Annotated in this window: 18 protein-coding genes; 11 read left to right on the forward strand and 7 right to left on the reverse strand. The window is 69.9% G+C overall.

The features are described from left to right. Positions 1-52: 52 nt before the first annotated feature. Complete coding sequence (locus VM681_05390) at positions 53-262, reverse strand: hypothetical protein (protein HVL87425.1); 210 nt, start codon at positions 260-262, stop codon at positions 53-55. 158 nt (positions 263-420) lie between these two features. On the opposite strand from VM681_05390, the gene VM681_05395 reads away from it, so the two are divergent. Next, positions 421-852, forward strand: coding sequence for an ester cyclase (locus VM681_05395; GenBank protein ID HVL87426.1), 432 nt, complete (start codon positions 421-423; stop codon positions 850-852). Positions 853-867: 15 nt separating this feature from the next. On the opposite strand, the gene VM681_05400 is transcribed toward VM681_05395, so the two are convergent. Genes VM681_05400 through purE form a run of 3 tightly spaced genes read right to left on the reverse strand, consistent with a single transcriptional unit; the run spans position 868 to position 4,063 of the window. Beyond that, positions 868-2,379 carry a sialidase family protein gene (locus VM681_05400; protein ID HVL87427.1) on the reverse strand — a complete coding sequence of 504 codons (1,512 nt, stop codon included), beginning with the start codon at positions 2,377-2,379 and terminating at the stop codon, positions 868-870. A gap of 56 nt (positions 2,380-2,435) precedes the next feature. After that, on the reverse strand, positions 2,436-3,575 hold the full coding sequence (locus tag VM681_05405) for a 5-(carboxyamino)imidazole ribonucleotide synthase (protein ID HVL87428.1): 1,140 nt from the start codon (positions 3,573-3,575) through the stop codon (positions 2,436-2,438). Then, positions 3,572-4,063, reverse strand: coding sequence for a 5-(carboxyamino)imidazole ribonucleotide mutase (gene purE / locus VM681_05410; protein HVL87429.1), 492 nt, complete (start codon positions 4,061-4,063; stop codon positions 3,572-3,574). Before purE ends, VM681_05405 begins: the two co-directional genes overlap by 4 nt. 81 nt (positions 4,064-4,144) lie before the next feature. On the opposite strand from purE, the gene VM681_05415 reads away from it, so the two are divergent. The 4 genes from VM681_05415 (at position 4,145) to VM681_05430 (ending at position 8,458) form a co-directional block, all read left to right on the forward strand. Beyond that, positions 4,145-5,137: an L-threonylcarbamoyladenylate synthase gene (locus VM681_05415; protein ID HVL87430.1), complete on the forward strand. Its 993-nt coding sequence runs from the start codon at positions 4,145-4,147 to the stop codon at positions 5,135-5,137. Positions 5,138-5,235: 98 nt separating this feature from the next. After that, positions 5,236-5,793: a hypothetical protein gene (locus VM681_05420; protein HVL87431.1), complete on the forward strand. Its 558-nt coding sequence runs from the start codon at positions 5,236-5,238 to the stop codon at positions 5,791-5,793. 24 nt (positions 5,794-5,817) lie between these two features. Then, positions 5,818-6,210 carry a hypothetical protein gene (locus VM681_05425; GenBank protein ID HVL87432.1) on the forward strand — a complete coding sequence of 131 codons (393 nt, stop codon included), beginning with the start codon at positions 5,818-5,820 and terminating at the stop codon, positions 6,208-6,210. Next, positions 6,194-8,458, forward strand: a complete 2,265-nt coding sequence (locus VM681_05430) for a DNA polymerase domain-containing protein (GenBank protein ID HVL87433.1) — start codon at positions 6,194-6,196, stop codon at positions 8,456-8,458. Before VM681_05425 ends, VM681_05430 begins: the two co-directional genes overlap by 17 nt. On the opposite strand, the gene VM681_05435 is transcribed toward VM681_05430, so the two are convergent. Both VM681_05435 and VM681_05440 read right to left on the reverse strand, forming a co-directional pair. After that, the gene (locus VM681_05435) at positions 8,455-9,945 is read right to left on the reverse strand and encodes a sialidase family protein (GenBank protein HVL87434.1); all 1,491 of its coding nucleotides are present in this window, start codon (positions 9,943-9,945) and stop codon (positions 8,455-8,457) included. The genes VM681_05430 and VM681_05435 overlap by 4 nt on opposite strands. Before the next feature lie 50 nt (positions 9,946-9,995). Beyond that, positions 9,996-10,169 (reverse strand): DUF1328 domain-containing protein, encoded by a 174-nt coding sequence (locus VM681_05440; protein HVL87435.1) that lies wholly within the window; start codon positions 10,167-10,169, stop codon positions 9,996-9,998. A gap of 102 nt (positions 10,170-10,271) precedes the next feature. On the opposite strand from VM681_05440, the gene VM681_05445 reads away from it, so the two are divergent. The 5 genes from VM681_05445 to VM681_05465 all read left to right on the forward strand — a co-directional run bounded on the left by VM681_05445 (position 10,272) and on the right by VM681_05465 (position 15,407). Further along, entirely contained in the window at positions 10,272-11,036 is a 765-nt protein-coding gene (locus tag VM681_05445) for an SDR family oxidoreductase (protein ID HVL87436.1), read from the forward strand. Continuing rightward, a complete protein-coding gene (locus tag VM681_05450) occupies positions 11,033-11,440 on the forward strand; it encodes a RidA family protein (protein ID HVL87437.1) in 408 nt (135 codons plus the stop codon). Before VM681_05445 ends, VM681_05450 begins: the two co-directional genes overlap by 4 nt. Next, positions 11,437-12,255 (forward strand): enoyl-CoA hydratase family protein, encoded by an 819-nt coding sequence (locus VM681_05455; protein HVL87438.1) that lies wholly within the window; start codon positions 11,437-11,439, stop codon positions 12,253-12,255. Before VM681_05450 ends, VM681_05455 begins: the two co-directional genes overlap by 4 nt. After that, the gene (locus VM681_05460; GenBank protein ID HVL87439.1) at positions 12,252-13,409 is read left to right on the forward strand and encodes an acyl-CoA dehydrogenase family protein; all 1,158 of its coding nucleotides are present in this window, start codon (positions 12,252-12,254) and stop codon (positions 13,407-13,409) included. The genes VM681_05455 and VM681_05460 overlap by 4 nt, the downstream gene beginning before the upstream one ends. Before the next feature lie 81 nt (positions 13,410-13,490). Next, on the forward strand, positions 13,491-15,407 hold the full coding sequence (locus tag VM681_05465) for a VCBS repeat-containing protein (GenBank protein ID HVL87440.1): 1,917 nt from the start codon (positions 13,491-13,493) through the stop codon (positions 15,405-15,407). Here the strand turns inward: VM681_05465 and VM681_05470 are convergent. Beyond that, complete coding sequence (locus VM681_05470; GenBank protein HVL87441.1) at positions 15,404-15,856, reverse strand: VOC family protein; 453 nt, start codon at positions 15,854-15,856, stop codon at positions 15,404-15,406. The genes VM681_05465 and VM681_05470 overlap by 4 nt on opposite strands. A gap of 59 nt (positions 15,857-15,915) precedes the next feature. Between VM681_05470 and VM681_05475 the strand changes: the two genes are divergently transcribed. Beyond that, positions 15,916-18,038 (forward strand): FAD-dependent monooxygenase (locus VM681_05475; GenBank protein ID HVL87442.1); only part of this gene is annotated, 2,123 nt, incomplete at its 3' end.

Below are 18,038 nucleotides of genomic sequence, written 5' to 3' on the forward strand. Positions count from 1 at the left end.
GGTCGGCGAAGTCGGCTTTGGCCCAACGTTCGATCATGCGCCCCGCCCCTCGCTACACCCTTGCCATCTCGCCGCGTACCGTTTTCTTCCTTCCGTCGATCATGGCGCGCATGACGTCGCCGCTGCGGAGCTTCGTTCCGCACCCGATGCAGTTCATGGCGCCTGCGCGGCTGAGCGTGACGAGGTGCACGGCGTTTGCCGCGATGCAGCGTGGGCAGCGGAACGGAACGCGGACTTGTGGATTCTCGGAAATGGACGTCATACAATACTAGGGGCGAAATTCGACGGTTCTCCTATATAATGCAAGGGGGTCGCTGGCGGGCGGCCGGGGTCGCGTAGGGTTGGCCCCAGGCGAATTCCTGGTTGCCAGACCCCCAACCCTCATGCCCCCCGCCCGCCATTTCGGCCGGGGGTTCTCCCGTGTCCGAAGCCAACAAGGAGATCGTACGTAGGTTCTTCGAAGAGGGTGGGAACAAGCGGAACCTTGCCGTGTTCGACGAGATCGTCGTCGAGGATTTCAAGGACCACGCTCCCATGCCGCACCCGCCCGGCCGTCAGGGGCTCAAGCAAATGCTGGGGGGCTTCCAAGCGGCGCTTCCGGACATGCGGATCACGGTCGAAGACCTCGTCGCCGAAGGCGATCGGGTGGTCGCCCGGTTGACGGTGGGAGGCACCCACAAGGGGCCCTTGATGGGCGTGCCGGCGACGGGGAAGAGACTGTCTTGGACGGCGATCCACCTCTTCCGCATCCAAGGCGGGCGCATCGTCGAGCGGTGGGCCGAGGCCGACGTCGCCGGGATGCTGCGGCAACTGGGGCTCGTTCCCGAGGCCGCCACCCCCAGCCGCCGCTAGGAACCGCGGCTTTTCTCAGCCGAGCGCAAAGCCTGGCAACCGCAGTCCGGGCGTCTTGCCAGCCGTTGCTCCGCCCGCCGCGGCTGCGTTGTTCGCGTCCGCTTTCGCGAAGAGTCCCATTCCGGTCTCCTGTCGGAACAGGCGCGCTTCGCGCGTGCGGTAGCCGTTTGTGTCGGGCTGCGCGGTTTGCGCGCATTCGTCGACGCAGCCGTCGGCCCACGAGATGTGGACGCGGCCGAGGGAATCGAGGGCCATGCCGTTGAAGTCGAGGAGGTTTCGGCATCGCCCGCTGCCGCCGCTCACGACGTCCCAGATGCCGCCGACCTGGACGGGGTCTTCGCTGATGCGTTCGACGCGCCACGTCTGGCCGGCGTCGTAGGTGAAGGCGACGTAGTAGTGCCACACGAGCTCGTCCTGGCGCTCGACGCATTGGTAGATGTCCTTCGAGCGGAGGAACTCGAGGTCGGCCCCGGGGCGGCCTTCAAGCCCGAGGAAGCTCACGGCGGCGCGGTCGTCGTCGCCCACTTCGATGTTCGTGAAGACGCCCGAGACGACGGGCGGGTCGTGGAATTGCCCGATGTCGAGGTAGTGCGTTCCGGGCACGCCCATGCCCTCGCCGATCGTCTCCCACGTGTCGCCGTCGTCCTTGGAGAGCGAGGCGTAGATGCCGTGCTCGCTTGCCATGGCGTACCACAGCCAGCCTTCCTCGCGGCCGAACTGGAGGGCGGAGTCGAAGCCGTTTGTCCACCGGTGCGAGTCCGGGACGATCTTGGCGACGTACGTGATGCCGTCGTAGGTGGCAAGCATGCCGAGGTTGCCTCCGCAGTCGGGGACGGGAAGCGCCATCATGCCGGTCACGCGGCTTACGCGGATGTGTCCGTGGAAGCCGCGGCAGGGCGTCGTCTCGGTGACAAACGGGCCCCACGTGGCGCCGCCGTCTTGGCTCGTGGCGCAGCTGATGGTGCCGCCTTGGGCGCAGTAGTAGACCGTGTGCGGGTAGAGGGTCCCTGCAAGGGGCGCGGGCGAGGGGCCGCTTCCGATCGACTGGTGGTCGAAGTCCTTGCCGCTGCACATGTTGCGCGTGGGTGTCCAGCTTTCGCCGTCGTCGTCGCTGTACATCATGACGCTGCAGATGCCGTGCAGTCCGCCGGCCCAGATGCGGTTCGTGTCGGGGTCGACGTGGAGCATGGGATCGAGGTTGATCGGGACCTGGTACGGGGCCGTTACGTCGGTCCAGGTCGCTTCGCCTGCGGCGTCGAAGGTGATTCGGAACGTCCGGAAGCCCGCGTGGTAGAAGACGTTGTCCGTGTTCCAGGGAATGCCAAGCGTGGGCTCGGGCGCGCGCAGGTTGGGCGGTCCAAGGACCGTCCGGAACCCGAGGGATCCGGGAACGCCAAAGGCGGGGGGCGGATCCAGGGGCAGCGGCAGCACGTCGGCGTCGAGGGGTTCCTCGGCGGGCGCCAGGCACCCGGCCAGGCCGACCGGGACGACCGTCAAGGCGAGCGCGAGGAAGGGGTGGATCCTCATGGGCTGCCGCAGTGGGACACCCTTCTTAAAGAGATTGTTGCTCCGATCTTCCCCTGTCACCGGGGATCGGCGCCTTTTGACAGCGTCTCGTGCAGGCGCTGCGCGATCGAAAGCGCCTGCGCGGGGTCGGCGTGGAGCACGAGCACGTGTCCCATCTTGCGGCCCGGCCGCGCGTCCTTCTTTCCGTACAGGTGGAGGCGGGCGCGGGGTTCGGCAAGGACGGGCCGCCAGTCGGGCGCGCCGCCCTCCCAAAGGTCGCCCAGGAGGTTCAGCATGACCGCCGGCGAGAGCGTCGTGGGCTCGCGCAGAGGCAGCCCGAGGACCGCCCGCGCGTGCTGTTCGAACTGCGAGACGGAGGAGGCGCCAAAGGTGGTGTGGCCGCTGTTGTGGGTGCGCGGCGCAAGCTCGTTCACGACGAGGCGGCCCTGCGCCTCGAAAGTCTCCACGGCGAGCATGCCGCGAAGGTCGAGCGCCTGCGCGATGGCCTGGCCCAGGGCGTACCCTTCCTGGACGAGCGACGCCTGCGCGCGGGCGGGAGCGACCGTCGTATGCAGGATGCCGCGCCGGTGCACGTTCTCGGCCAGCGGGTAGATGCGGACCTCGCCGTCGTGCGCGCGGGCGAGGAGGACGGAGAGCTCGCGGTCGAACCGCACGAAGGCTTCCGCGACGGCGGGCGCCTGGCCGATTCGGCGCCACGCGTCGGCCGCCTCGTCGGGTCCCTTCACGACGGCCTGCCCCTTTCCGTCGTAGCCGCCGCGGCGCGTCTTGAGGACGATGGGCGCGCCAAGCTCGCGCAGCGCCGCACGGACGCCCTGCTCGTCGTCGACGGGGCGGAAGGGGGCCGTGGGAAAACCGTGCTTGGCGAGGAACTCCTTCTGCCGCAAGCGATCCTGGACGACGGCGAGCACGCGCGAGGAGGGATGCAGGGGCCGCACCTTCTCGACCGCTTCGAGGACCGGCGCAGGGATGTGCTCGGTCTCGAGCGTGACGACGTCGGCGCGCTCCGCCAGGCGCACGGCAGCGTCGGCGTCGTGGAAGGCGCCTTGCACGAAGTCGTCGGCCCACGGGCGGGCGGCGCATTGGGGATCAGGGTCGAGGACGGCAACGCGGTAGCCCAGGCGTCGGGCTTCCATTGCGATCATCTGGCCCAGTTGGCCGCCGCCCAGGATACCGAGGGTTGCGCCCGGCAGGATCAAAGCTTCTCCTCCCGCACGGCCTTGGCCGCCGCCTCGCGACGCTCGCGGAGGCGCCCTCCAAGCGCGGGATCGTCGACGGCGAGCATGCGCGCGGCAAGGAGAGCCGCGTTCACGGCGCCGGCTTCGCCGATTGCAAGCGTGCCCACGGGCACGCCGCGGGGCATCTGCACGATGCTGAGGAGCGAATCGAGGCCGTTCATGTGCCGGGAGGCCACGGGAACGCCAAGGACGGGAAGGTCGGTCTTCGAGGCCGCCATGCCCGGGAGGTGCGCCGCGCCGCCGGCGCCTGCGATGAGGATGCGAAGGCCCCGTTCGGCCGCCGTCTGCGCATATTCGAAAAGGAGATCGGGCGTGCGGTGCGCGCTCACGACGCGGCACTCGTGGGGAACGCCAAGCTCGTCGAGCGTCTGGCTCGCGTGGCGCATCGTCTCCCAGTCGCTTCGGCTTCCCATGATGATGCCGACGAGGGGGGCCGTCGGGGGCGCCATGGCAGCCGATCGATTCCACGTATATCAAGCCTGCGGAAGACGCGGCGCAATGCGGTTAGCGGGGAAGGCGCATGGCGGCGCGTGTCCCCTCGTCCGCGCGTCCCGGACGCCTACGCGTTGGCGCAGGCCGCGGAGGCCTTGCGTCGAGGCGATCTCGTCGTGTTCCCGACCGAGACGGTGTACGGCGTGGGCGCCCACGCCTTCGACGAGGCGGCCGTGCGGAAGGTGTTCGCCGCCAAGGGCCGCCCCCCCGACAACCCGCTCATCGTCCACGCCGTCGACCTCCGCATGGCGCGGTCGCTTGCGACGCGGTGGCCTTCCGCGGCCGACGCCTTGGCGCGCGCGTTCTGGCCTGGGCCTCTCACCCTAGTCGTTCCCCGCGTTCCGGCGCTGCCCGCAGTCGCGGCCGCCGGGCTCGATTCGGTGGCCGTTCGCGTGCCGGCTCACCCGGTCGCGCGCGCGCTCCTTGCGGAGGCGGGCGTTCCCGTGGCCGCGCCAAGCGCGAATCGCTCCGGCCGCCCGAGCCCGACGCGGGTCGATCACGCGGTGGAGGATCTGGGGGACGCCGTGGCCGTGTATCTCGACGGCGGGCCGTGCGAGGTCGGCGTGGAATCGACGGTCGTAAGCGTCCTGTCGGATCCTCCCGTCGTCCTGCGCCCCGGCGGCGTTTCCAAGGTTGCGATCGAGCGCGTCGTCGGGCAGGTGGCCCAAGGGAGCGGGGAAGCGGTGGCGCGCTCGCCGGGCATGCGCCATCGGCACTACGCTCCGCGCGCCGAGGTCGTCATCGTGGAGCCGGACGCAAGGGCGACCCAGAGCCTGGTCGAGGCTTTGGAGCGGCAGGGCCGACGCGTGGCCGTGTTGGCGTCGCGCGAGCATGCCCCCGCCGGCAAGAACGTCGTGGTCCCGGGAGGCTACGCCGACGTGGATCGTTGGGCGCGCTCGCTCTTTGCGTCGCTTCGGGACCTCGACCGTCTCGGCTACGACGTGATCGTGGTCCAGCGCATGTCCGAGGAGGGCGTGGGAGCGGCCGTCCTCGACCGCCTGCGCCGCGCCGCCGAGCGGTCCGCCGACTAACGACGTCCAGCCATTGCGTAGCGCTCGTGACAACGCTTGCGCCGCAGTTTCGGCCACCTCCTCAAAACCCTCTTGCCGCCCGGCGCGCGGTCGAAGCCGTGGATCGCCTCTTCGAACCCGGCCTCTGCCTCGTGGACGCCCCCCGGAACGCGGCGCGGCGCCTTTTCCAGACCCTCGCCCACCGCGCCGTGCACAGGGACCCGCACGGTCACGTCCTCTGGTGCGACGGGGACCACGGATTCGACCCGTACGACTTTGCCGAGGAGAACCTCGTTCGAGGGTTTGCCGCCGACGAAGGCGCCGATCGCGTGCTCGTGAAACGGTGCATGACCCCGTTCCAATGGGATGCCGTCCTCACCAAGCACCTCAGCCAGAAGCTCTCGACGACGCGGACGTCGCTCGTCCTCGTGCTGCCCTTCGACGCGCTCTTCTCGACCGAGGAGCTTGCCGATTGGGAGCAGGTCGACTACGTCACGTACGGCCTATCGCACCTTTCGGGCCTGGCCGCGCGCCACGCGGTTCCGATCCTGCTTGGCGTGGATCTTCGCCGGTGGAGCGCCACGCTCCCCGAGCTTGCGGCCATCGCGCGGCAGGCGGTCGCGCGGCAGGAGGTGTTGGGCCGCACACTTTCGGCCGACTCGCGGAAAGGCGCTTAGCCGCGCGCGTCGGAACCGTCGAGCATGGGCCAATCCACGCCGACCACGACGATGGCGCTCGACACGTTCGTGCAGCGCTACGCGGCCTTCCGCGCGGAGCTTGCGCCCGGCGAGCAGACGTGGTTCGACGAGCTCGTCTGCCGCGCGCGCCGCCACGGCAACGCCATCAACCGCCGGCCGCACCTCGACTTCGAGCGTCCCGTCTTCCTGGCCATGCTGCTCGAGGGGATGCGCGAGCTCGACCGGACGCGCGCGGAGCTGGAGGTGGTCCGATCGCAGTTGGAGGAGGCTTGCCTTGCCCTCGCAGACGCCGGCCTGGTTGTTCGACGCGTACCCGCACCCGCACCGCAGCGGCTTGGTCGTGTGGGTCAAGCTCGGCTCCCGGATGCACCGGAGCTTCGTGCCCTACCGGCCTGACTTTTGCGTGAAGGCCGAGACCTCGACCCTCGAGGAGGCGGAGCGCTGGCTCGCCCGGGATCCGCGCGTCGAGTCCACCTGGCGCGCGAAGCAATCCCTGTGGCTGCGCGGTCCGCCCGAGCCCGTGCTGCGCGTGCGCCCCAAGCGGCTCTCGAGCCTGCACGCCGTCGCCACCGACCTTCGGCGCGCCACGCGAACGAAGGGCCTCCTCTTCTTCGACGTGGATCACGATCCCGCCTGCCGGTGGGCCCATGAGCGAGGCCTGTTCTTCCTCTGCCGTCTGCGCGTCTTGCCCTCCGGCCCGGTGCTTGCGATCGCGCCCGACGAGGACCGTTGGACCTTCGGCTATCCGGACCTGCGGCTTTCCACGGCGCGCCTTTGCGTGCAGGCCGCGACGACGGGGCCTGCGCCCCGCTTCGAGGACCCCCTCGTTTCCGTCACCTTCGGGTCGCAGACGCTTTCGTGCCGCGCTCCGGGGGATCCCCGCGCCGAGCGCGAGACGCTTCTGGCCTTGGACCGGCGGATCCGCGAGGAGGACCCCGACGTGATCCTGACGCGCGGCGGCGACGCGTGGGACGTTCCGTTCCTGCTGCACCGCATCCGCGCGCTTGGCCTCGAGGACCGCGTGCGGTTGGGCCGCGATCCGGACCCCTCGCCCGACCGGCCCGACCAGCGCGAGAAGAGCATCCAGACCTACGGCCGGTGGAGGTTCCGGACGAACGCGTACTACCTGCGCGGTCGCTGGCACATCGACCTCTCCAAGAAGACGCTCGACGGCCACGACGAGCGTGAGGACCTCCACGGCATCGTCTACCTCTCCCGCGTCTCCAACCGCCGCCCGCAGGACGCAAGCCGCAACGGGGCCGGCTACGGCCTCCAGCAGATGCAGATCGACCTTGCGACCGACTGGGGCGTCGCGCTTCCGTGGAAGCGGAACCTGGCCGAGGACTGGAAGGACGCGGCGACGCTGTGCGCGGTCGACCGCGGCGGGCAGATCATGGTTCCCGAGGCTGGCGTGTACGACGACGTGGTCGCGTGCGACTTCTCGGGCTACTACCCGAGCCTTGTCGTGCGGCACAACCTCTCCTCCGACACGATCGGCTGCGATTGCTGTCCCGAGGGCCCCCTGATCCCCGAGCTTGGGCGCCGCGTCTGCACGAAGCGGTACGGGCACCAGGCGGAGATCCTCCGCCGGCTCTGGCCGCACCGGCGCTACGTGAAGGCAATCTTGCGCAAGGAGGCCTCCGGGCTTCCGGTGGATCTCGCGCTTTTGGCCAAGGCGCGCGCGGTGAAGTCGGAGCACAAGGCCCTGGGCGTCGTCTGCTTTGGCTACTTCCGCTACCGCCACGCGCGTTTCGGGTGCGCGGAGGTGCACCAGGCCATCCAGTGCCTAAGCCGCGCCGGCATGACCCGCGCGCGCGAGATCGCGCAGGCGGAGGGGTTTGCCATGGTGCACGCGCTTACGGATTGCGTGTTCCTTCACAAGCCCGGCGTGACGCGGGCTCAGGCGCTGCGGCTCGTCCGACGCGTGACGGACGACGTGGGCGTGCCCATGGACGTCGAGGGCGTCTACCGCTGGCTCGTGCTCCTGCCCAGCAAGACGCACTCGACCGCAAGCGAGGTGGGCGTCCCGAACCGCTACTACGGAAAGTTCGAGGACGGTTCTCTTAAGGTCCGGGGCATCGAGGTGCAGCGCCACAGCACGCCGCGCTGGGTCCGCGACGCGCAGCAGGCCATGCTCGGCACGTTTGCGCAGGCCGACCATGCCGAGGACTTCCTCGCCTGCATCCCCCACGCCCTCGTTCCGGTCCGGCGGGCCGCCGACGCGCTGCGCCGCAGGGAGGTGAGCGCGCGGGACCTTGGCGTATGCACGCAGGCCCGCATGGACGTGGACGACTACGCGACCCGCACGGTCTCGCGCGCGGCGCTCTCCCGCCTGCGCGACGCGGGGCTTGCCCGTCGGCCGGGGGAATACGTGACGTACGTGCTGCTGCGGTCCCAAGGGGCCCACGGGGGGCGCGCGGTGCCGACGGAGTTCGTCTCCGACGGAACGAGGGACTACGACGTGCCGTCGTACCTTCGCCTGCTGGCGCGGTCGGTGGAGACCCTGCTCTCCCCCTTCGGCTACACGGAGGATTCCGTCTTCCGCTGGCTCTCCGGCTCCGCCGCGGGTCCGCTCGTGGCCTCGCAGGCGAGGCTTCCCGACGTCACGCCGCCACGGTGGATCCGCCGGCGGGGTTCCGCCTAGCGGCCCGCGGGGCTCGTGCCGATGCCCAGCGCATCCAGCAGGCCACGGGCCGCGTAGAGGCTGGGCCCCGACTCGAGGATGGCGATCGCCGTGTCGCGAGCGCGGCTGTTGCCTTGCGTCGCCTCGGGGTTGCCGTCGCAGTCAGCCGTGCAGCCGTCCGTGAAGGCGACGACGAAGCGGCCGTCGGGTCCCACCACGGCGTCGATGAAGTCGAGCATGTTGCGGCCGGGGTCGCCGCCGCCGCCCTGCCAGATGTAGCCGATCTGCACGGGGTTCTCCGGCGCGCTAATCTGCGTTGTGACGAACGTGGGCTGGGCTTCCGCGGCGTCGAAGCTGAAGGTTGCAAAGAGGTACCACTTCGTCTCGGGCTCGGCCCGGCCGGCGTTTGCGTCCGTGTCGCGGGTGCCAAGGTAGGCGACGGCGATGCGGCCGTCGTCGCCGCTTGCGATCGCGACGAAGTTCGTGCTCGTCACGTCGGGCGGCGACACGAGGAAGGGTCCCTGGACGGTCTCGAAGCCGTCGGTCGAGCGCAGGAGGTAGATGCGGTGATCGGCCTTGGCGCGGTAGACGTAGTAGGCGGTGCCGTCGGGCGTGACCGTGATGTCCGGGTCGATCTCCTCGTTTCCAAGGCCGCCGTCGTCGAGGATGTTCACCTTCCACGTCTGGCCGTTGTCGCGGCTCACGGCGACGGCGGGCTTGCCGCAGTTGCGGCCCAGCGGTACGTAGACCGTGCCGTCGGGCGCGGGCGCCGGCGACCCGTTGATGCCTCCGCATTGGGTGGAGTCGGCGATGGTGACGGTGCGAAGGAACGTGAGGCCCCCGTCGGTGGAGACGCTGCACTTGGTGGCAATGAGCTGGTTCCAGCAGTAGTAGAGGATCTTGGAGTAGCTTCCCGTCGGTTGCAGGCCGCCTGCAGCCGGCGGGCCGATGGCGATCTTCTGGTGATCCATCGGCGGCTCGAAGCCGCACTGGGCCGGGTGCTCAAACCAGGTTTCGCCGTCGTCGGTCGACATCGTGCCGTACGAGCAGACAAGCGGCGGGTACATGGGCGCGTTCCAGATCATGTTGGTCTCGCGGTCGACCCACAGCATGGGGTCGAAGTTGCGGACCGGGTCGGAACCGACCACGGGCGCCGCGACGGGCAGGCGGACGGGACCGAATTCGAACACCTTCTCCCAGGTGGCGCCGCCATCGCGCGAGCGCATGACCATGTCGCCGGAGGCCACGAAGATGGCGCCCGACTCGGTCACGCCAAGCGTGGGCTCGCCGCCGCGGTTTCCAAGGAGACGCTCGACCATCTTGGGCGCGGAGCCCAAAACGGTCGCGACGTCGCGGACGACGGCCTTCTCGCCGACGTGGATCGAAAGACCGGCCGGCAGCGAGATCGCCGTCTCGGTGGAAATGGACTGTTGCTCGACGTTGTCGCCGCCCAAGCAGCCCGCGAGGGTGACGGCCGCCACGATGAGGCCTGCTCCCAGTGCCCGCATGGCGGCCGAGTGGCCTTGCCCCCTTATAAGCTTTCTACGTCACCGCCTTCTCAAGGGTAGGCCCGGACCCTTCGTCCCGTGAGGAAATCGAGCACGGCCAGCACGACCCCCACGATCAGCAGGAGCCAGCCGATGTTCGAAATCGTCCCTCCAAAGGGACCGCCCAGAAGCCCGATGAGCAAACCCAGGATGATGAGCCCAATGCCCCAATAGACGAAGCCCATGCGACCGTTTGTCGTTGGCGCGGGCCAATTGCGTTGAGGGACAAGTCCCACCGCCGCAAGCGGCTTCGCACGCCTTTTATCCATCCCGCTCGTTTGCCCGGCGTGCGCCGGGTCGCGTGGGTGACGGGAGCGGGGCGCGGAATCGGCCGCGCATGCGCTCTGGCCCTCTCGAAGGAGGGCTTCGCCGTTTGCGCAAGCGCGCGCACCGTCGACGAGATCGACGCCGTGGCGCGCGAGTGTCGCGACGCCGGCGTGGACGCCGTCGCCGTCCCGTGCGACGTCACCGACCGTTCCGCCGTCGAGCGCGCGCACGCGCGCGCGGCGGAGGCGCTGGGCCCGCCCGACGTCCTTGTCAACGCGGCCGGCGTGGGACGAAGCGCGCCGTTTCTCAAGACGACGACCGAGTTTCTGGACCTTCACCTTCGTTTGAACCTCCACGGCACGTTCCACTGCGCGCAGGTCGCGCTGCCGCCCATGCTCGCGCGCGGATGGGGCCGCGTCGTCAACGTGGCAAGCGTGGCGGGCCTCGAAGGCGGCCCGTACATCGCCGCCTACGCGGCGTCCAAGCACGCCGTCGTGGGCCTCACCCGGAGCCTCGCGCACGAGCTTGCCGGAACCGGGGTCACGGCGAACGCCGTATGTCCCGGGTACGTGAACACGCGCATGACGGACGAGAACCTCGAGGTCATGATGCGCGCGACGGGGCGAAGCCGCGGCGAGCTCCTCGAGCGCGTCCTCCGCGGGAATCCCGGCGGCCGTCTCCTGGAGCCCGAAGACGTCGCTTCGGTCGTGCTCTCCTGCCTGGGCCCCGGTTCGGACAAGACAAACGGCCAGGCGCTTTCGGTTCCTCCAGGAGGTCTCGCATGAAGCCACGCATCGTCAATCCGCCTGCGCTGGGTCCCCCCAAGGGCTTCTCGCACGGCGTCGCGGCGGGCGACCTCCTCTTCGTCGCAGGACAAGTCGGGGCTACACCCGCGGGGGACGGCACGTGGCGCGTCGTCTCGACGGACTTTGCCGCGCAATTCGACAAGGCGCTCGAGAACGTGCTTGCGGTCGTGGAGGCCGCGGGGGGATCGGCCGCGGACCTCGTCGAGATGACCGTCTTCGTCACGGACCTTGCCGCTTACCGGGCCGCTCGCCCGAAGCTTGCCTCGATCTGGAAGAGCCGCCTCGGCCGCCACTACCCCGCCATGACTTTGGTGGCCGTCGCCGGGCTTCTGGAGGAAGGCGCGCTCGTCGAAATCCGAGCCGTCGCGGCGGTGGCGCTTTGACCAGCTTCGTTTCGCCTGCCGGGTTACGGTACCACGAACAGGACGGCATCGCGACGTTCACGCTGTCGCGGCCCGAGCGGTTGAATGCGCTCACGTTCGAGATCTACGAAGGCTTGCGCGACAACTTCGCGGCTCTGGCGGAACGGCCCGATCTTGGCGCCGTCGTCCTCACCGGCGAGGGCCGCGGCTTCTGCTCGGGCGGCGACGTGGAGGACATCATCGGCAGGCTCCTTGCGCGATCGCCGGAAGAGCTGCACGACTTCACGCGGCTCACCTGCGACGTCGTCGCAAACATGCGGGCCTGCCCGCAACCCATCGTGGCCGCCCTCAACGGAACCGTCGCCGGCGCCGGCGCGGCGCTTGCGGTCGCCTCCGACTTCCGGCTCGCCACCCCGAACGCCCGGATCGCCTTCCTGTTCGTGAAAGCGGGCCTGTCGGCCGCCGACATGGGCGCCTGCCACCGGCTCCCTCGCCTCGTGGGCCTCGGACGCGCGACGGAGCTTCTGCTGCTGGGCGACTTCGTGAGCCCCGAAGAGGCCCAGCGGATCGGGCTGTACCATCGCGTCGTCGCCGCCGAACGGCTCCAGGAGGAGGCCCGCGCGTTGGCCCATCGCTTAGCCGAGGGCCCGCGCCAGGGCCTTGCGATCTCGAAACGGACGCTCGACGAGCAGGCGTCCGCGACGCTCGCGGAGGCGTTGGCGTGGGACGCCAAGGTCCAAGCCCAATGCATGCTCTCGCCCGACTTCCGGGAAGCCTACGAGGCCTTCCGCCAAAAGCGGCCTCCACGCTATGCCCACGCGAGGCGGTCGACGTGACGGTCGATCCCGTCGATCCGTATCTCGAAACCCGGCACGGCGACCTGTTGCAGCGCGCGCGGGCGTTCTCCGTGTCGAAGCTCGAACCCCTCGAAGAGCAAGCCGAGCACGACCTCCCCGCCGCCGCGCGGCGATGCGTTGCGGCCCTTGCCGGCGAGGGCTTCCTGCGCTCCGTCGTTCCCAAGGCCTTCGGCGGCGAACGCGAGACCGTGGAGGTGCGCTCCGTCGCGAGCGTCCGCGAAGGAATCGCCTACGGCTCCGGCCTTGCCGACGCAATGCTCGCCCTGCAGGGGTTGGGCTCGCTTCCGATCACCCTTGCCGGCACGGACGCCCAGCGGCGCCACTGGCTTCCCCGCGTGGCCGACGGCCGCGCCATCGCCGCCTTTGCCGTGACCGAGCCGGAGGCCGGAAGCGACGTCGCCTCCATGCAATGCCTCGCCCGCGAGACGCCCGAGGGCTGGACCCTCTCCGGCACGAAGACCTTCATCAGCAACGCCGGTCTTGCGGACCTCTACGCCGTTTTCGCGAAAACCGATCCCGAGCGCGGCCACCGGGGCGTGAGCGCGTTCCTTGTCCCGGGCGACACGCCGGGGCTCTCGGTCACGCCGCTGCGGCTCCTTGCCCACCACCCCATCGGCACCGTCCGCTTCGACGGCGTCCGCGTGCCCCCCGACGCCATCCTGGGCCGCCGCGGCGAGGGATTCAAGCTCGCCCTTGCCACGCTCGACCGCATGCGGCCCACGGTGGCCGCCGCGGCCTGCGGCATGGCCTCGCGCGCGCTCGACCTCGCTCTTGCGCGAGCCAAGAGCCGGCGGCAGTTCGGGCGTGCCCTCGGCGAGAACCAAGGTCTGCGTTGGCGCCTGGCCGAGGCTGCCACGGATCTCCAGGCCGCGCGCCTTCTCGTCTACCGCGCCGCCTGGCTTGCCGACGCCGGCAAGGAGCGCGTCACGACGGAGTCGGCGCAGGCGAAGCTGTTTGCCACGGAGGCCGCGCAGCGGATCGTGGATTTCGCCCTGCAGGTGCACGGCGGACAGGGCACGGTGGCCGGTTCCCCCGTCGAGCGGCTGTACCGCGAGGTGCGCGCGCTTCGCATCTACGAGGGCACAAGCGAGGTGCTCCGGGACGTGGTCGCGCGTTCCTTGTTCGAGACCTGATGGCGTGCCGGCGCGGACGATCCTCGGCCGGTCTGGCGTTGTCCCAACAGCCGAAAGACGCCGCCGTGGCATCGCGGCGTCGTGCCGGCTTCCCGCGCCCTTGCCGTTCCGTTGATGATCGTTCTTGCGGGCCTGGCCGGAACCGCCGCGCCCCTGCACGACGAAAACGAACTTCCGCTCACCCTCGTCCGCGTCATCGCCTCCGACCGCGCCGGAAGCCACGCACCCTTCGAGGCCTTCGACACCGCGTCGTTTGCCCTCTTCGACGTCGACGGCGACGGCGTCCCGGAGATCGTGGCCAACAACGACAACAACCGGGCGTACGTGATCGACCCTCGCCGAGGAGTCGTCCTGGCCGAGCTCTCCATGCCGTTGCCCCCCGGTTGGCGCGCGCGCGAGCTTGCCGGCGTGACCGTGGGCGATCTCACGGGCAACGGGCGCACCAACGTCGCGATCCACAACAGCGCCTCGTACCTCACGCTCTTCGAGTTCGATCCCTGGCAAAGCCACGCCTTCCGTTTCCGCCTCGAGCCCCTCTGGACGGTCTCGACGCACGGCCCCGACCTCGATCCCGAGTACGCCCGGAAGGCGGCGTGGTTACCCTCCGCCATGGAACGGGGAAGCGACGGCCACGCCTACGCGGCCGACGTCGCCGGGACGGGCGAGGTCTGGTTCTTTGCCCAGAACGACGACCAACCGGCCCACTTTGCCATCGACGCCTCCGGCTCGCTGCGTTGGATGACGCACTGGTTCGACGGCAACAGCGGCCCCTGGGTCGGCGACCTCGACGGCGACGGCACGCTGGAGGCCGTGTTCACGACCGACGGCGGGCAGGTCGCGGTGTACGACGCGCGCAGCGGGCGCGTCCGCTGGGTGCTCGAAACGAAGGCCTTGGGCGCGCATCCCGGCAGCATCCCCATCGGAGCCTTTGTCCAGGACCTCGACGGGGACGGTCGGCGGGAGATCTTCGTCGGCGCCCGCGTCGCCGTCGAGGACCCCAACGATCCCGACTGGATGCGGCGGCAGCACGCGCTCTACGCCCTCGTGCGCGCCGACGGCACCGTCCTGTGGGCCCGCCAGTACCCCTTCGGTCATCCTTTGTGGAACAACCGTCCCGTCGCGTACGACGTGGACGGCGACGGCGTGCTCGACGTCGTCACGCTCGATTGGAACACGATCGGACACAAGCCCGGACGTTGGCAGGCGTTGGGTCCGGCCAACCTGTGGGCCGCCAGCGGAAGGGACGGAAGCGTCCTTTGGCACACGCGCGTGGACGCGCGCTGGAGCAACAAGAACTTCGTCGTCGCCGACTTCCTGCCGGAGGAGCCCGGCCTTGAGATCCTCGTCTCCCGGCAACGGCACGTCGACGGGCTTGGCCTCTACGCGCTCGCCGACGGCTCGGAGCGCGGCTTTGTCCCCTTGCCCGCGGGCGGCTGGGAATCCATGCGGGGCCCGGTCCTTGCCGACGTGGACAACGACGGCCTGCTCGACGCACTCGTGCCCATCGCGCGGCGCGCCGAGGGCTGCTCGCGTCAGCTCGACGTCGGCTGCCGCGAGGGGGCCTTCGCGGTCTACCGCACGCACGCGGACGCCGGAACGTCCCTGTTCACGAACAACCAGCGGAACTTCGCGCCCTACGACGAGCGGACGCCTCCGCCGCCGGTTCCCTCGCGCATCGATCCGCAGCCGCAGCCGACGTCCAATCCGCCGGCCCGCGAGCCCCCCCAGCCGGACCCTCCGCGGCAAGATCCTCCACCAACCAAGGAGACCGAGACGATCCGCGAAAGCGAGCCGGAGGCGCGGGACCCGCCCCCGAGCGCCCGCACCGATTCACTGCCGCCGTTGGCATCGCCGGATGCCGGTCGGGAGCCCGACCCGGCACTTTCGCCGCGCGCGCGGGAGGATACCGCCGTGCACCAAACGCCCGCGGCGCCTGGGCTTGCGGCCCTTGCCGTCGTCGGCGCGGCGGCGACCGTGGCGCGCTGGCGCAAGCGCTAGAGCCGCAGCGGCCGCATCGTCTCCACGATGGCCTCCGGACGATCGCGCCAGACCTCCGGCTGAACGTCGATGTAAAGCTCGATCTCGTTCCCGTCCGGATCCTTGACGTACAAGCTGTGCGTGACGCCGTGGTCGGTCGCGCCCGTCACCGGGACCCCGTTTGCGCGAAGGGTCGCCATCACGGCGCGAAGCTCGTCGTCGGTCGTCCCCACTTTGAGGCCGAAGTGATAGAGGCCCACCCGCCGGCCGGTCGGGACGGGCTGCGCGTCCTCGCCGACCTCGATGAGGAGAAGCTCGTGGTGGGTGCGTCCGGAGGAAAACAGCGCGATGGGCATTCCCGCGCCCGGCGGCGTGATGTCCCGCCAACCCAGCACGTCCCGATAGAACCGACGCGATCGTTCGACGTCGCGGACGTAGAGGACGAGGTGCCCAAGCTCGTGAACCGTCATCGGAGCGCGCAACGGCTCGCAAAGGTTTAACACCGCGCCACGGCTACCCGTAGCGGCTCATGCGCACCACGATCGTCGGCGGCGGGCCCGGCGGGCTCTACACGGCCATCCTCCTGCGCAAAGCGGACCCGTCGCACGACGTAACGGTGCTGGAGCGCAACCGCCTGGACGACACCTTCGGCTTTGGCGTCGTCCTCTCCGACGCCACGCGGGAGACGCTCGAGGCGCTCGACCCGGAGACCTTCGGCCGGATCGAAGCGGCCTCGGCGCACTGGGACGACATCGAGATCCACTATCGCGGCGAGGTCCTACGAAGCACCGGCCACGGATTCTCGGGCGTCTCCCGCCAGGTCCTCCTTGACATCCTTGCCCGCCGAGCGCGCGACCTTGGCGCGACGCTTGCCTTCCAAAACGACATTCGCTCGCTTTCGGACCTCCCGGCCGCCGACCTCGTCGTGGCCGCAGACGGCGCGAACAGCACGGTTCGCGCGCTTCTCGAGAAGGACGTCCGCCCCACGATCGAGCTTCGGCCCAATCGCTTCGTGTGGCTTGGGACCACGTATCCGTTCCCCGCCTTCACGTTCCACTTCAAGGAGAACGAGCACGGGCTCTGGCGCGTGCACGCCTACCGCTACGAAGAGGGCATGTCGACCTTCATCGTCGAGGCCACCGAGGCCACGTGGCGAAAAGCGGGCATGGACAAGGCCAGCGAGGACGACACCATCGCCTACTGCCAGAGGCTCTTTGCCAAGGAGCTCTCCGGTCACGCGCTCGTCAAGAACAAGTCGCTCTGGCGCCAGTTCCCCATCGTCAAGTGCGCCCGCTGGTCCTCCGGCAACGTCGCGCTCCTTGGCGACGCCGCGCACACGACCCACTTCTCCATCGGATCGGGCACGAAGCTTGCCATGGAGGACGCCCAAGCGCTCGTGGCCGCCGTGACGCGCCACCCCGACGAGGTCGGAAAGGCGCTCGAGGACTACGAGGCGACCCGGCGCCCGACGGTCGACAGCTTCCAGCGCGCCGCCGCCGTGAGCCTCACGTGGTTCGAGGACACCGAGCGCTACATGCGGCACGAGCCCATCCAGTTCGGGTTCTCCCTGCTCACCCGCAGCTTTCGCGTCACGCACGACGAGCTTGCGCGCCGCGACAAGGCGTACGTCGCCGCGGTGGACCGTTGGTTCGCGCAGCGCGCGGCCGCGCAGTCCGGCGTCGCCGTGCCGCTCGATCCGCCCCCGCCGCCCCTGTTCACGCCCTTCAAGGTCCGCGACGTCGTGCTCGACAATCGCGTCGTCGTCTCGCCCATGTGCATGTACAGCGCGACGGACGGCGCGATCAACGACTGGCACCTCGTGCACCTCGGGTCGCGCGCCGTGGGCGGCGCAGGCCTCGTGCTTGCCGAGATGACGGACGTCTCGCCGGAGGCGCGCATCACGCCCGGTTGCGCGGGCCTGTACAAGGACGAGCACGTCGCCGCCTGGAAGCGCGTGGTCGACTTCGCCCATACGTGGACACGAGCCAAGATGGGCATCCAGCTCGGCCACGCCGGTCGCAAGGGAAGCACGTGCCTTCCGTGGGGCGGCGGCATGGACGAGCCCCTCCCCGATGGCAACTGGCCCATCCTCGCCCCTTCGGCGCTCCCGTACTTCCCGCACAGCCAGGTGCCGCGCGAGATGACGCGCGAGGACATGGACAAGACGACCGAGGATTTCGTCGCCGCCGCCCGCCGCGCCGAGAGAGCGGGCTTCGACTGGCTCGAGATGCACTACGCGCACGGCTACCTCATGGCCACGTTCCTCTCGCCGCTTACGAACAAGCGCACGGACGAGTACGGCGGATCGATCGAGAACCGGGCGCGCTTCCCGCTCGAGGTGTTCGACGCCGTGCGGCGCGTGTGGCCGCAATCCAAGCCCATGAGCGTGCGCATCAGCGCCACGGACTGGGCGCCCGGCGGCAACGACGCCACCGAGGCCGTCGCCATCGCGCGCCTGTTCAAGGAGCACGGCTGCGACGTCATGGACATGTCGGCGGGCCAGACCGTTCCCCACGGCAAGCCCGTCTACGGCCGACAGTTCCAGACGCCCTTTGCCGAGCGCGTGCGCCTCGAAGCGGGCATCCCCACGATGGCCGTCGGCAACATCAGCAGCTACACGGACGTCAACACGATCCTCGCCGCCGGCCGCGC

Source organism: Candidatus Thermoplasmatota archaeon (assembly GCA_035541015.1).
Taxonomy (GTDB): domain Archaea; phylum Thermoplasmatota; class SW-10-69-26; order JACQPN01; family JAIVGT01; genus DATLFM01.